13 protein-coding genes, 1 pseudogene and 2 riboswitches are annotated in these 15,039 nt (G+C 43.0%); of the genes and pseudogenes, 9 read left to right on the top strand and 5 right to left on the bottom strand.

Annotation, left to right across the window (positions count from 1 at the left end; all coding sequences use genetic code 11):
• Positions 1–98: 98 nt before the first annotated feature.
• The 6 genes and pseudogenes from JFC08_RS14060 to JFC08_RS09415 all read left to right on the top strand — a co-directional run.
• Positions 99–386 (top strand): annotated as a pseudogene (locus JFC08_RS14060) (DUF7380 domain-containing protein); the annotation flags it as partial.
• Positions 387–1,373: 987 nt separating this feature from the next.
• The gene (locus tag JFC08_RS14065) at positions 1,374–1,685 is read left to right on the top strand and encodes a DUF4209 domain-containing protein (protein WP_420825213.1); all 312 of its coding nucleotides are present in this window, start codon (positions 1,374–1,376) and stop codon (positions 1,683–1,685) included.
• Positions 1,686–1,701: 16 nt separating this feature from the next.
• Positions 1,702–1,896 (top strand): DIP1984 family protein, encoded by a 195-nt coding sequence (locus tag JFC08_RS09400; RefSeq protein WP_420825212.1) that lies wholly within the window; start codon positions 1,702–1,704, stop codon positions 1,894–1,896.
• Positions 1,897–2,011: 115 nt separating this feature from the next.
• Positions 2,012–3,115, top strand: a complete 1,104-nt coding sequence (gene rtcA, locus JFC08_RS09405) for an RNA 3'-terminal phosphate cyclase (RefSeq protein ID WP_198330506.1) — start codon at positions 2,012–2,014, stop codon at positions 3,113–3,115.
• A gap of 207 nt (positions 3,116–3,322) precedes the next feature.
• A complete protein-coding gene (locus JFC08_RS09410; RefSeq protein ID WP_087813738.1) occupies positions 3,323–5,125 on the top strand; it encodes an FMN-binding glutamate synthase family protein in 1,803 nt (600 codons plus the stop codon).
• A gap of 72 nt (positions 5,126–5,197) precedes the next feature.
• On the top strand, positions 5,198–6,013 hold the full coding sequence (locus JFC08_RS09415; RefSeq protein ID WP_198330507.1) for a phosphodiester glycosidase family protein: 816 nt from the start codon (positions 5,198–5,200) through the stop codon (positions 6,011–6,013).
• A gap of 132 nt (positions 6,014–6,145) precedes the next feature.
• Here JFC08_RS09415 and JFC08_RS09420 read toward each other — a convergent pair whose 3' ends face one another.
• The 5 genes from JFC08_RS09420 to JFC08_RS09440 all read right to left on the bottom strand — a co-directional run bounded on the left by JFC08_RS09420 (position 6,146) and on the right by JFC08_RS09440 (position 11,589).
• Positions 6,146–7,342: a globin domain-containing protein gene (locus tag JFC08_RS09420; protein WP_198330508.1), complete on the bottom strand. Its 1,197-nt coding sequence runs from the start codon at positions 7,340–7,342 to the stop codon at positions 6,146–6,148.
• A gap of 437 nt (positions 7,343–7,779) precedes the next feature.
• Complete coding sequence (locus JFC08_RS09425; protein WP_045445449.1) at positions 7,780–9,003, bottom strand: vWA domain-containing protein; 1,224 nt, start codon at positions 9,001–9,003, stop codon at positions 7,780–7,782.
• 86 nt (positions 9,004–9,089) lie between these two features.
• On the bottom strand, positions 9,090–9,953 hold the full coding sequence (locus JFC08_RS09430; RefSeq protein ID WP_198330509.1) for an AAA family ATPase: 864 nt from the start codon (positions 9,951–9,953) through the stop codon (positions 9,090–9,092).
• A gap of 366 nt (positions 9,954–10,319) precedes the next feature.
• Positions 10,320–10,961, bottom strand: coding sequence for a hypothetical protein (locus tag JFC08_RS09435; RefSeq protein ID WP_198330510.1), 642 nt, complete (start codon positions 10,959–10,961; stop codon positions 10,320–10,322).
• A 307-nt stretch (positions 10,962–11,268) separates the two neighbouring features.
• On the bottom strand, positions 11,269–11,589 hold the full coding sequence (locus JFC08_RS09440; RefSeq protein ID WP_198330511.1) for a YcgL domain-containing protein: 321 nt from the start codon (positions 11,587–11,589) through the stop codon (positions 11,269–11,271).
• A gap of 235 nt (positions 11,590–11,824) precedes the next feature.
• A riboswitch (glycine riboswitch) is annotated at positions 11,825–11,962 on the top strand.
• A gap of 55 nt (positions 11,963–12,017) precedes the next feature.
• Positions 12,018–12,177: riboswitch (glycine riboswitch) on the top strand.
• A 188-nt stretch (positions 12,178–12,365) separates the two neighbouring features.
• Here JFC08_RS09440 and gcvT point away from each other — a divergent pair.
• The 3 genes from gcvT to JFC08_RS09455 all read left to right on the top strand — a co-directional run bounded on the left by gcvT (position 12,366) and on the right by JFC08_RS09455 (position 15,032).
• Positions 12,366–13,553, top strand: coding sequence for a glycine cleavage system aminomethyltransferase GcvT (gene gcvT / locus JFC08_RS09445; RefSeq protein WP_198330512.1), 1,188 nt, complete (start codon positions 12,366–12,368; stop codon positions 13,551–13,553).
• 69 nt (positions 13,554–13,622) lie between these two features.
• On the top strand, positions 13,623–14,003 hold the full coding sequence (gene gcvH / locus JFC08_RS09450) for a glycine cleavage system protein GcvH (RefSeq protein ID WP_198330513.1): 381 nt from the start codon (positions 13,623–13,625) through the stop codon (positions 14,001–14,003).
• A 258-nt stretch (positions 14,004–14,261) separates the two neighbouring features.
• Positions 14,262–15,032, top strand: a complete 771-nt coding sequence (locus JFC08_RS09455; protein ID WP_227697717.1) for a nitroreductase family protein — start codon at positions 14,262–14,264, stop codon at positions 15,030–15,032.
• The last annotated feature ends 7 nt before the right edge of the window (positions 15,033–15,039 follow it).

The following is a 15,039-nucleotide window of genomic DNA, read 5'->3' on the forward strand; positions in this document are numbered from 1 at the left end:
ACGAAAAATTGGCTCGTAATTATAAGTCTATGCTGTATCTAGCTTGTACTATGATTCATTGCAAACTGAATTAGGGACACGCCCTAGCACAGCTTTGTCATTTAGATTTTGATGCAAATAATAAAGTATCTCCTTATGGAGACATTCAAAATATCGTAGCAGATAAAGTAGAATGGCTTACAGATATAATAGACGATATTCATGAACCACTGCTGAAAAATAGAGTTGCTGATGTACTTTGGTTATGCCATGAGCATAGAAATATTACATACGTCCATCAGGCTATTGATTCAGCAACATCTATGGATTTAAATCAAAATTTTGCTAGCCAAGATATTTTAGCCTGCTTTAGAAGAGCAACAATACTTGCTATAGGAACAAATCAAAAGGTTAAAATTAATGAGCTTTATACTTATTTACTATTAGAAATAGATAATAGTACCGATGAAAGATACTTCAAACTTGGTATTGCTAGAGTTATTCTCGATTCAGGTTTGAATAAGAATGAAGAATATATACTTGCTAAAAAGATGCAGCAAATAGCGGAGTCTAAAAAAACTGAGTCTCACGTGAAAATGACACAAGCTATCGATTATTTAGATTTTGTGATTGATTCATATCATAAGTCTAAGAAAAAACAAAGTAAGTCCGAAGCTAACAATGAAAAAGGGCTTTATCTTGAGGTACATGCTGATAATAGAATGCTAGATAGTGGTCTAGCAGCTTGTGATTTTTATAAAAAAGCCCTTAATGCTTTTCAGGGTGTAGAACAACCATTTCGTGAAAACTTAAAAACCGAAGTAAGCATTAATAGAATAAGACAAAAAATTAGTGATGCAAACCTGTCTGGACTAAACTCTATGCAAATGACCGAAACTGGAATTGATGTTTCTGAACTTACTGAACAAGCAATTAGTCGTGTCACTGGTACTACTAATTTATCAGAAGCCTTGAAAAGGTTTATAAATATAGTTGATGAACCAGACTATCAGGGAATGAGAGAACAGTACCACCCTAGTGTAATAGATTTTCTTGGAGGTAGTAGAGCAGTTTCACCCGTTGATGGTCGTACTATAGCAATAAATAAAGGCATTGATATAAATGACCCTAACAGTATAGAAGAGTGCAAAAACGACCATGCTATTAAGTTATTAATGACTAGAATCAACTTGACTATAGAAAGTCAAGTTTTACCCGCACTGGATCAAATTAATTCAGAACATGTATTTACACGTGATTACCTAGAAGACTTATGTGAGCAAGCTCCTATTGTTCCACTTAATCGTCAGAAGTTAATGGGTCATGCTTTATATGCAGGGTTTCAGAAAGATTACTATACTTCAACGCATGTACTATGTCCTCAGTTTGAACATATGATTAGAATGATTCTAAAAAATTCAGGCGTTAAAACAACCTACATCGATCCTGCAAATGGTATTGAAACTGAAAATGGTTTAAGTACATTAATGAATTCTTTAGAGCTAATTAGCTTGCTAGGTGAAAATCTATGTTTTGAAATTAAGACTCTATTTACAGATTCTAAGGGATTTAATTTACGCAATAATATTGCTCATGGATTGCTAGATGATGCACATGCAGTTACATCAGGAAGTGTTTACGCTTGGTTCCTAATCTTACGAATGATTATAAAATCAATTGAAAACAATGTAGCACATCAAATTTAGTAAAAGGAAAACCAACATGAAACTCGCAGAAGCCCTACTGATCCTTAGTGATATACAAAAGAAGCTGGCTCAGCTAAAAGGTCGTATCAACGCCAATATCAAAGTACAAGAAGGCGATACGCCATCTGAGGATCCAAACAAGCTGAGGGTTGACGCTCCGTACCTATCACAAATCACACAGCACTATTTAGACCTTATCACCAGACACTGACAATCGGTTTCAATCTTATTTTTAATGCGACCCAAAACGTATCGGAAGCATTTCATTGAGTCTATTTTAAAAAAATCACAAATCAATAGTCGTACAAACCATAAAGACATCTATCATGACTAAAACAAAGCCCAAAACCCTAAAAATAGATGGCAGCACTGGCGAAGGTGGCGGGCAAATCATTCGCACTGCCCTATCGTTATCGATGCTCACAGGCACACCAATCGAGATCACCAATATTCGTGCTGGAAGAGCTAAATCTGGATTGATGCGTCAGCACTTGATGTGTGTACAAGCCTCGCAGCAAATATCAAATGCCACCGTGACAGGTTCCGTTTTGGGCAGTATGGCGTTCACCTTTACGCCAAGCAAAGTGAAATCAGGCGATTATAATTTTGATATTGGCTCAGCAGGCAGCACCAGTCTTGTGCTACAAACGCTTTTACCCGCCCTGCTTTTTGCCAACACTGGTTCAGCATCACCATCTACCGTGACTATCAAAGGCGGCACGCACAATCCTCTCGCACCAACGACAGATTTCCTACAGCAAGCGTTCGTCCCTGCAGTAGCGAAATTAGGTATGCACGTGGATATCGAGTTTGTACAAGCAGGGTTTGCGCCTATTGGTGGCGGCATGATTAAAGCGACGATAACGCCATTTATGCGCCGTGCGAATACGCCACCCTTACAGCTAACCAAGCGTGGAGAGCTTATCGGTATAGAGCTGGTCGCGAGCGTGCTCAATCTAGAGTACGACATTTGCAAACGTGAGCTTGCCAGCGCAAAAGCATCATTGGTCGAATCGGGAATTGATGAAACGCTGATAACCACTCATAGTCATAAATTGCAAGGTATAGGTGAAGGCAATAGCTGCTATGCACAAGTCACTCATGAGGTTTCTGACACCCAAAATCATGAAGAATATCACGCCGAGGTGTTCACTTTACTAGGAGAAAAACGCAGCTCAGCGGAAAAGATAGGTTGTCGTTTATCAGGCTTAGTCAAACGTTATGTATTTAACACCGACTCACTGGTCGATGAATACTTAACCGATCAATTACTCTTACCGTTGGCGTTAGCAGGCGGTGGCGAGTTTACCTCGCGTGTCGTTAGTAAGCACACTGAAACCCAAGCATGGCTCATTCAGCAATTTTTGCCCGTTGAGATTAAGCTTAAAGTGATCGATGAGCAGAAAACTTTGGTACAAGTTGTCTGTTAAAATCACGCCACTAGCAACATCAACAGTAGCACTCTGTTACCCAATTACTGCTATGCGGTGATATCATATGTGTATGATGTAGGCGATAAATCTGAGCGCTTTGTCAGTGTCTAACAATAATGGTCATAAGGGGGTGGTTTTTTCCCTACTCTCTCTTTGAACCATTGTCACCTTTTTAATATTTATGTATTACTGTTGAGTGTAGCCATGCCCCAATCTCGTACCAATCTAAATCCTGAACCTAAAACCAACTCTCCGTATTTGGTCGGCTTATTGCTGCGTTATAGCACCTTTGGCGCTGCCATCTTAATATTTTTAGCAGGTCTACTACTGCTAAATTGGTGGTTAATTATTCTCGGTGGGTTTGGGGTATGCTTGGGAATTTATGACGTCATACAATCAAAGCATGCTATTTTGAAAAACTATCCTGTTGCCGGACATATCCGTTATGTACTTGAAGACTTTCGTCCTGAAATTCGTCAATATTTACTAGAAAATGACAAAGAGCAAGTACCGTTTTCACGCCAGCAGCGAGCGCTCATTTACCAACGTGCTAAGAATGTCAGTGACACCAATGCCTTTGGTACGCTAGATAATTTATATACAAATGGCAAAGAATGGTTTTTACAATCAGCGATTAGCCAACCTCTAGAAAACAAAGATTTTCGTATTATGGTTGGCGGTGAGCGTTGTCAACAGCCGCATGATATGTCGGTATTTAATATCTCGGCGATGAGCTTTGGCAGCTTATCGGCTAACGCGATTATGGCGCTCAATCAAGGCGCAAAAATGGGCGGCTTTACTCATGATACGGGTGAAGGAGCTATCAGCCCTTATCATCGCAAGTTCGGTGGTGATTTGATTTGGGAGCTAGGTACAGGGTATTTTGGTTGCCGTGATGATAGTGGCAATTTTGACCCGCAGTCTTTTGCCGAAAAAGCGGTTGATCCACAAGTAAAAATGATTGAAATCAAATTATCTCAAGGCGCAAAACCTGGTAAAGGTGGCGTGCTACCCGCGGAGAAAATCACCCAAGAAATCGCTGATACCCGTCAAGTACCGACAGGTCAAGATTGTGTGTCGCCCTCGTCGCATACAGCCTTTAGTACCCCGCGAGAATTGGTGGCTTTTTGGCAACAACTGCGCGAGTTGTCAGGCGGCAAACCTGTGGGCTTCAAACTTTGTGTTGGTCAGCCTTGGCAGTTTATGGCCATTGTGAAAGCCATGATCGAAACCGACAACTATCCTGATTTCATCGTCATCGATGGTGCAGAAGGCGGTACTGGCGCAGCTCCTGTCGAATTCATGGACAATGTCGGCATGCCGATGGTTGAAGGATTTTTATTAATACACAATACTTTGGTCGGCGCAGGCATTCGCGATAAAATCAAACTTGGCGTGAGCGGTAAAATCGTTTCTGGTTTCGATATTGCCCGTATGATTGCCTTGGGCGCAGACTGGTGTAATTCAGCGCGCGGCTTTATGTTTGCTGTTGGCTGTATTCAATCACGCTCGTGCCATACCAATACTTGCCCGACGGGCGTTGCCACCCAAGACCCGTATCGTCAAAAAGCGCTGGATGTACCAAGCAAAGCTGAGCGTGTCGCAAGCTTCCATAAAAACACCCTGAAATCCCTAGCCAGTATCGTCGGTGCGGTCGGCTTACAACACCCAAGCCAATTACAACCGTATCATATCGCGCGTCGTCTCGATGATGGGCAGATAAAACTATTATCGAAGTTCTTTTATTTTACAGATAAGGGAGCGCTACTCAATAATAGTGCCCGCGCAGATGTGTTTAATCAGATGTGGGTCATGGCGAACCCAGATAGCTTTTTAGCCAATGATGACGCCCTCATTGCTTATAATAAAGACTCACGGGATAAAGGTAGAGAAACCACCACATCGGTGGAACAGAGCCTTGGTAACTTTGCGAGTATCACTGGCGGTGGGCAATTAATCGGCAACGTCAACAATACTTTTCGCGAATTTCCGCCTAGCAGTGATTGAGATTTAGCGATCAAAAATCCGTGAGCCCTGACTATTTATATCTCACTCCATACTATAAAAGATATATCATTGATGCCAAATTTCGCTCTTCCCTTACCTTTAGGAGCAGTCGCCCTACTCTTGCTAAGTGTCAGTGCTTGCCAACCGATAAGCACTGATGCTGCTGACAACAAGACACAAAACTGGTCGTGCCAGACTCAGGATGTACCATTTTCCTATAGTCTTTGTAAAATTGATGCTGAAGCTTTGACGGATGAACGTTATTCATTGAAATTGTTTTGGCAGCAGCCTGATAGTACGAAATCGTTGCTCACCTTTGAGACGTTATTAGCCACATTGCCCTCCAATCAATCGCTGATCTTTGCCATGAATGCTGGCATGTACAATGAGAACTATGCACCGATTGGCTATACCATCATTGACGGCGAAGAGATCAAATCGCTAAATCTCAAAGAAGGCGGTGGCAATTTCCATTTATTGCCCAATGGTGTGCTGTGGTGGGATAAATTTGGAAAAGTACATATCACAGAAAGCAACGCCTTAAACGAGCAGCTTAACAGCGGCGAAGCGAAGCCTTGGTACGCCACCCAATCAGGTCCTATGTTGGTTATCAATAACGAGATACATCCACAGTTTAATCCTGACAGCACCTCACTCAAGATTCGTAATGGCGCAGGTGTTTGCGATGACGGCCACATAAAATTTGTCAATAGCGATGAGCCTGTGACATTTTATCAATTTGCATCGTTGTTTAAGGATGACTTAAACTGTCCGAATGCTCTGTTTTTAGATGGCGGAATTGCGTCGGCATTATATGCGCCCAGCATTGATAAGCATGATAAAAAAGAGATGGGTGTGATGGTTGGATTGGTTGAAAATAAAGATTAGGCGATGTATCCATTTTTCAAATAGTGATAAAAATAAGATAAATTGCACTGAATAAAAAGCACTTGAGACGACTTTGTCATCCAAGTGCTTTTTTTATTAATAGCAACAGTTAATGGCTAACAGTAGCTAAAATTAACCGCCCAAACTCATCTTGGGACCAAACGGTTCATAATGAACGCTATCAACACCGTGATCTAGCGTCACTAGCCCATCGATCATGCTTTCCATAAATGGCATCGAGCCACAGACATAAATATCAGCAGGCTTAGGTAATTGAGCAAGCCACGCCTCATCTAATAGTTGTCCCGACTCAAAATAGAAAATATGCTTTTCTACAGTCTCAGCATTTTCTAACAGCGTCTCCACTTCAGTATTGAAAGCGTGATGCGCATCATTTTGGCAAGCATAAACCCAGATAATAGGTCGTTTTGGATTGGCTAATACTTGTGCCTCCAACATAGACAGCACAGGAGTTACCCCAACACCCGCACTCATCAATACTAGCGGAATCTCATTTTGCTGTACCAAGTCTTGATTGAGCGCAAAGTCACCTGCTGGTGCCGATAATAAAACCGTGTCACCCACTTCTAATTGGTCGTGCATATAGTTAGAGACCAAACCATGATGCTCATTGCGATTGTCACGTCTGACCGCAAACTGAATGCCTGCATCGGTACTAGCAGAGTACAAAGAGTAATGACGTAGCGCAACATGATCACTGTCTTTTGGATCTGTTTTCACTGTGATGTACTGACCTGCGGTTAAAGTCAATTTGCTCAGGTCAATCTGTTGATGACTTTCTGCATTATCTTTGGCTGGTACAACTGTAAAGGCAGCAATATCCGTAGCAGCTGCTACCTTTTTAGTCACTACAAAAGGCGCAAAACCCTGCCACATCGCCTCCTTATACATGCCATGTTCAATCTGGATAAATACTGAGGCAATCTCATCATAAGCTTCAGTCCAAGCATCGATGATATCGTCATTGGCAGCCTCGCCCAGCACTTCCTTGATTGCACCGATTAAATGCTTACCAACGATAGGATAATGCTCAGGCAAAATCTGTAGAGCACGATGCTTGTGGCTGATTTGCGTGACTTGTGGTAATAACGTCGCCAATTTATCCAAGTGTTTAGCAGCAGCTAACACGGTCGTTGCTAGAGCCGTCTGTTGACGACCCAATTTTTGATTGGTTTCGTTAAAGATGTCCAACAGCTCAGGATGCTCTTCAAACATATTTTTATAAAACACCGTGGTGATTGCCGTTCCATGCTCTTCAAGGACGGGAACAGTTGCGGTGACGATTTCTAAAGTCTTTGGTGAAGCCATACTGTCTCTCTTATTAGTACCAATTCCAAAACATATGAGAAGCACCGTCAAACTCGTCTAGTCTACTGAATGTAGTACTTGCACGCGCTTTTTTGCTACTAAAATGGTTGAAGATGGCATAAGTTCATTACATTGATTGGTTGATTAACATATGAAAAATGAAGTGCTTAAATAAGCAACGACGACTGATTTTTACAAACGATTATCAAATTCTTGTCATCAAATTTTTTGCCTAACCAGTCAAAACGCCTCTATAAGATTCATTTAAAATGAATGTTATCATATTTTGCTGCTTATACCAATGCCGTATGACTGCAAAACTGATTATTTTTGACAAAAAAGCAGCCGCTATGCTGTCATAACGGCTGCTTTTATCAAAAAATATGGGGATTAACAGGTTTTCTAAGTTAGGGCGTATCTTTATCCACACGTCAAAATTAACGCGCTAGATAATTGGTCATCTCTTCTACCCCATGTAAGGTCATCGGATACATTTTATTGTCGAATAGTTTCTTAATTTCAACGATGGTTTGGGTATATTGCCAGTACGCTGGATCTTCAGGATTGAGCCAAGCGACTTTATCGAAATGCGCGAGCACCCGCTTGAGCCAAACAATACCTGCCTCATTGTTCATATATTCAACGCTGCCACCAACTGTCATCAGCTCATATGGTGACATTGACGCATCGCCGACAAAGATAACGCGATATTCGCGACCGTATTTATTGAGCAGCTCATACGTTGGCATCGGCGCACTGTGGCGACGATTATTATCCTTCCAGACATAGTCATATAAACAGTTATGAAAGTAAAAAAACTCTAAGGTTTTAAATTCATTTCTAGCCGCTGAAAATAGCTTTTCTAAGGCTTCAACATGGACATCCATACTGCCACCCACATCAAACAGCATCAATACTTTGACACGATTACGACGCTCAGCTTGCATATGGATATCGAGCACGCCTTTTTTTGCCGTGCGTTTAATAGTCTCATGAATGTCTAGCTCATCGGCGCTACCGGTACGGGCAAACTGGCGCAAGTTTCGTAGTGCCATTTGAATTTGACGGGTACCAAGCTGACTGTCATCATCAAGGTTGCGGTATTTACGCTGCTCCCAGACTTTAGCGGCGCTACGTTTACGTGATTCACCGCCAACGCGCACGCCTTCTGGATGGTCACCATAGGCACCAAATGGCGATGTACCGCCTGTACCAACCCACTTACTACCGCCTTGATGACGCTCTTTTTGCTCTTTGAGACGCTCTTCAAGCGCTTTCATCAGCTCCTCTAATGAGCCGTATTTTTTCAGCAAGCGCCGCTGCTCTTCGGTTAGGTTTTTTGGGTCTAATTTTAAGTCAAGCCACTCTTTAGGAATGTCCGTCAATTTAGCCAATAGCTCATCCATATCCAGGCTGTCGACGCCTTCGAAATAATCTGCCATTGCTCGATCAAATTTATCAAAATGGCGCTCGTCTTTGACCATACAAAGCCGAATCAGTCGGTACATATCCTCACGACTGGCAAAGGTAGACAACTCTGGATTTTCAGGATGCGGCTGCATCATCAGCCCTTGATCTAACGCGGCATTTAGGTCAAGCAGCTCACGCGTACTGACTGGCACACCATAAGTACGTAAGGTATAGAACAATTTGATAAACATAAGAGTCGCATCGCTTATTGGCTGATATGGTGACGAGTGAAGCCGTTTTATTAGGGCGTGTCGTCATTTTGAAAATAGTCTGTCGCTTAACGGCGCATTATATTAGCAAAGCGTTGCAACAAGCTCACATCGGCTTCATTTTTGAGCAGCGCGCCATATAACGGTGGAATAGACTTCTCACCGCGCAAGTTTTCTTCTAGCTCTGCTTGCGCCATATCATCAGCCAGTAGCAACGTTAACCAATCGACCAATTCTGAGGTTGATGGTGGCTTTTTAAGCCCTTGGACATTACGCAGCTTATAAAAGATATCCAGCGCATCATTGACCAGCTTTTCTTGGATATTAGGGAAATGCACGTCAATGATTTGACGCATAGTTTCTTCTTCTGGGAAGTCAATATAATGGAAGAAGCAACGACGCAAGAAAGCATCAGGCAACTCTTTTTCATTGTTTGAGGTGATAATAACCACAGGACGCTGTGCAGCAGTGATGGTCTCGCCTGTCTCATAGACATAAAAAGACATTTTATCAAGCTCATGTAGCAAGTCATTTGGGAACTCGATATCGGCTTTATCAATTTCATCAATCAGCAACACACTGCGCTCGTTACTGGTAAATGCCTCCCATAACTTACCGGGCTTGATATAGTTGCCAATCTCATACACCTTATCATCACCCAGTTGCGAGTCACGCAAGCGCGATACGGCATCGTACTCATACAACCCTTGCTCCGCTTTAGTGGTTGACTTGATGTGCCACGTAATCAGCGGCATCTCTAAGCTTTCAGCGACCTCCTCCGCCAATAATGTCTTACCGGTGCCCGGCTCGCCTTTAATCAATAGTGGTTTTTGTAACGTCATCGCGGCGTTGACCGCCAACTGCAAATCGTCAGTGGCAATATAATTTTGCGTACCAGTAAAGCTTTTTTTCGTTTTATCAGTCGTGCTCATAATCAAGTCTCAGTTATTGTTATAGATTAGGGCTATCAAGAGCCAGAAAAGAATTAAAGGCAATTGATGGCAAATAAATAATCATTTAGATTAGCACAGCATGATTGATTGCCAAAATACTCATGCGTTCGCAGTTGTTGAAAAATAATAGATGCCTTGAACGCCTTTTGACGGTTGGTCGGCACAGTTATAAAACGTTTTTTCATAAAAAAAGACACGCATGGTGTCTTTTTTTATGGTGCTTTTCATTCACAGTATTTTTATTGATAGCGTCTTTTATATAGCTACTATAAAAGCAAAGCTCCAATCATCGCTAGCAAAAATTTAATATCACTTTACTGATGTCGCTTTATTAATGTTACTTTACTACTTATCAAGCTTTTCCATATTAGGCTTTTTAGCTAAACTGCTGTCTTTTTTTAAGCTAACGTCTGCTTTAGGATTAGCCGCTAAAGGCGTTTTATTAGACTGTTCAGCAACAGTTGCTTGATCGGTTAAAGTCATGCCTTCTGTCAAATAATTGCCAGTCGTCAGCTGCACGGTCGCTTGTGTATCTTCTGCAGTACGACTGCGCGCTTTGTCTAGACTTGACTCAAAAGCACCGCGAATAAGCTGCCAGACGAAGCCCACAAACAAGCCGACCACTAACACGACGAGTATCGGCAGCATATTGGTAATCGCGCCAGCCGTGTCTTTCATCATAATCGCATAAACCACGGCGATACTAGCGGGGGCAATCACACTTGGATCGCCGAGGGCAGTACCTGGTGCCAATAACACAGCAAACAATATCATCCAACTCATACCGCCCAACGGCCGCGGCAGCATACGAGCGACCAGCAACCACAATACCAACACAATAACGACACCACCCAGATACGCGTACATCGGTAAGTCTGCGGGTGGCACGTCTTTTACCAGCTGTCCCCACCAAATAGCAATTTCGCCGAGAATATCACTAATGGCTTCCAGCGGTAAGCTGTTTATAATACCTTTTAACCAGTCCATGCGTGTGTAGTTACCTGCGTTTATAAATTGTGCAGCGCGTTTACGCGCTTAACGATAGACAGTGTGCTGTTTCAACGAACCATAATATCGAATACATTATAGTCAAAAGCAATTAAGACATAAGCACTTGAAACATGACCTTTTGCCTCGCCACGTATTTTGTGTCTTGTCACTCATATAGCCTGCTAGTTTATCACGACTTTCTACCAAAATGCATGAGCGCAAATGTGTCATAAACTTTTTCTTGCTGGCTGTCATGCAACATAGTCAAAAGAGGCTGATTAAAAACTCGCTTCAAAAATACCCATTAATCATAAATATTGTCTTGTGCTTCGCGCGCACGTAATTCCGCTTGGCGGCGCATCACATCTTGCGGTGGCATTTGTACAAAATACCCTTGCGACTGTAATTTTGCCAGTACCTCTTCTTTGTCAACGCGCGCAAGCGTCGGCGTATTGGCTAAGTCCAAGTGCATCACAAATTTACTGCGCCCTAAACTGGCACGGAAATCTTTTGGTAATACGCCAAGCCAATCTTTAAGCTCGTCGGTATCGTCAGGATAATCAGGACGGGCAATATAGACATACATATCGTTATGTTTGGGGAATTTATAAATATCACAATGCATAATAATAACCTATCAGAAACTATCGCCATAGATTAGCATATTTTGGGTGAATATCAGTAGTCGCTTTACGTTTTACGATGGGCATTCATGCTAAATTGACTACTGCCTACCAAACGTAAAACGCTTTACTTATCGATACGGTATTGATTATTCTCACAAAAAATCATTTTTGCCAAAATTATTCACTTTAATCGCCTAGATGGCTTGTAAAAGCGCCTTGAACCTTTCATAATAAAAGCGTTTTTCAGGAGAGAGTCTTGAGCACGATATCAGGTGCGTTCATATTAATGAGCTGGCGCTGATAATTGCTACTTGACCACCGAAGGCGCATCCACCCTGCCAATCGCTCAGGTAAAAGGACTGAAAAAACACATGTCACGACTGTTTCGCTGTCTACCATCAATTGCGTAGCACACCCAAACATAAGGCATAACAAATCTGGAGAGCGGTAAGGACGGACGACGCCTTACCCACCGAAGGGGAGAAAATGCGACATCATTTAATTTGGTTTTTTAAAGCTGGTGCTTTTAAAAACGTGAAATGATGGTTCGTGTTGAAAATCTCAGGTTACAGGACAGATAGGGCTTTTGCTTAAACCGACGTTCAGCGTCTGTTTGGCGGATTGCGCTATTTTTCTGTGCCACCCTTGGTTGCAATGTTTGCACCTTGCAATATTGCTTCTCGCTACTATGATAAGGCACATCAGCCCTCATACTTTGATACTTGTTTTTACGACTGGTTATCGAATGCAGCTGATGTCCACATAAGGATTTGTTATGACCATTACTCAAGATAACACTGCTCAAAGCGCCAACACTTCAGCCCCTAAACGCACACCTCTTTATCAGTCTCACGTTGATAGTGATGGCAAGCTGGTGGATTTTTCAGGTTGGGAATTACCAATCCATTATGGTTCGCAAATCGAAGAGCACGAAGCGGTGCGTACTGATGCTGGTATGTTTGATGTCTCACATATGGTCGTCGCTGATGTCACAGGTAGCGATACCAAAGCATGGCTACAAAAGCTACTGGCCAATGATGTCGATAAACTCAAAACCGTAGGTAAAGCGCTATATTCTGGCATGCTCAACGAGCAAGGTGGCGTCATCGATGACTTAATCGTTTACCTAATGAACGAAGACGCTACTGAATATCGTATCGTCTCAAACGCTGCTACTCGTGATAAAGACATGGCGCAATTTGACAAAGTCGCCGAAGGTTTTGACATCAGCATCACCGAGCGTCCAGAGCTTGCGATGATTGCCGTGCAAGGACCGAACGCTGTTGAAAAACTGGCGCAAACCAAACCTAGCTGGGCAGATACCTTGGCGGGACTTAAGCCTTTCGTTGGTGCTGATTTAACAGACATCGAGGGCACAGATTGGTTCGTCGCTCGTACTGGCTATACCGGTGAAGATGGCGTCGAAGTCATCATGCATGGTGATGATGCACCAGCGTTTTTTGAACAATTAAAAGCCAATGGCATCAAACCTGCCGGTCTTGGCGCGCGTGACACCTTGCGTATGGAAGCTGGCATGAACCTCTATGGTCATGACATGGACGACAACGTCAGTCCTTACGAATGCAACATGGGCTGGACACTCGCGCTTAAAGACGAGCGTGATTTTGTCGGTCGTGACGCTTTAGTTAGTAAACGCCAACAGTCAAAAGACGATAGCTCTGCCATGAAGCAAGTTGGCTTGTTGCTAACGACACGCGGCGTATTGCGTGAAGGCATGACAGTCACCATCAATCAAGGCACGGACAATGAGCAAACGGGCATTATCACCAGTGGTACATTCTCCCCTAGTCTAAAAAATTCGATTGCGATTGCCCGTGTGCCTGCCAGCGTATCAGATGATGATAGTGTTCAGGTCGATCTGCGCGGCAAAGGCAAGTTCGTTGATGTGCGTGTTCTTAAGCTACCGTTTGTCCGTAATGGCAAACAGCAGTTTGACTCGTAGGCATTATAAACCCTATTATTAACGTCCACTATTTTTGTTAACCATCCTCTATCACTTAGGAGAGAGACCATGAGCAATATCCCAGCAGAACTAAAATACATCGCCAGCCACGAGTGGTTACGCTTAGAAGACGACGGTACTATCACTGTTGGTATCACTGACCATGCTCAAGACCTATTGGGTGACGTGGTGTTTGTTGAATTGCCAGACGTGGGCGACATCATCGCTGTTGACGACGAAATCTCTGTTGTTGAATCAGTAAAAGCGGCTTCTGACGTTTATGCACCTATCTCAGGTGAAGTCGTTGCGATCAACGAAGCCCTAGAAGACGATCCAGAAATCATCAACTCTGACCCATATGGCGAAGGTTGGTTCTTTAGAATGAAGCCTGACAACATCGCTGACTATGAAGCACTGCTAACCGCTGATGAGTACGAAAGCGAGCTGTAATAGTAGCTTCACTCTCTCGCTTAAAAGCGGTATTTTATTCAAATACCGCTACTTATAACCTTAAAAAACACAACTTGTTATGACAGATATTGGCGTCAGCTGATATCTGTACGCTTTTTCTTAGAATGCTTATCGCTCAATTTATTGCTTCCAATCGCTATCTGATTTATTCATATCAATTACTTGTCAGGCGCTATTAAAGAGACGTACTCAATACTGCCCCAAGTTGATCACTTAATCTCCAGCATGGATTCTCATATGACCCCTGACACTGATAATCAAGCAAACGCTCAAGAAAAATTTGCCACGCCTGATAATACACCGCAGCTGCAAGCGTTTCGCGAAGTGGTTGAATCACGTCGTTCAGTGCGCCGCTTTACCGACACAAAGATACCTGATGATGTGTTAGCAGACTGTTTGCGTTTGGCCATGCTTGCGCCAAACTCTAGCAATCTACAGCCATGGGAATTTTATGTGATTGATGATGCGGACAAGCGCAAACGCGCGGTGAAAAATTGCATGAATCAAAATGCAGCGAAAACCGCCGCTCGTTTAATCGCAGTCGTTGCTCGCACCGATGTGTGGCATGACCATGCCAAGCAAATATTGCGCGAATACCCTGATAAGCCAGTACCCAAAAAGGTCAAAGACTATTATACCAAAGTCGTTGCCATGGACTTCTTACGAGGACCTGCCAATGTGGTATCAGCGGCTAAATGGGGTGCGACTCAAGTGGTCAGACGGGTAAAAGGTCCGATTAAATCACCTTACTATACCTTTGAAGACACCAAAAACTGGGCAACCAACAATACCGCCCTTGCGGCTGAAAACCTAATGCTTGCACTACGCGCGCATGGCTTTGACAGCTGTCCGATGGGTGGTTTTGATGAGCCTGCCATGAAGCGCCTTTTGAAGCTAGGCGATGATCAACATATCGTTATGATGATTGGTGCTGGTGAGCGCGCTGATAATGGCGTTTACAACAGCCAGTTCCGCTTTGACCAAAAGCAATTTGTTCATTACGTATAAAATCTTA

This window comes from Psychrobacter cibarius, from assembly GCF_016107535.1.
GTDB lineage: Bacteria > Pseudomonadota > Gammaproteobacteria > Pseudomonadales > Moraxellaceae > Psychrobacter > Psychrobacter cibarius.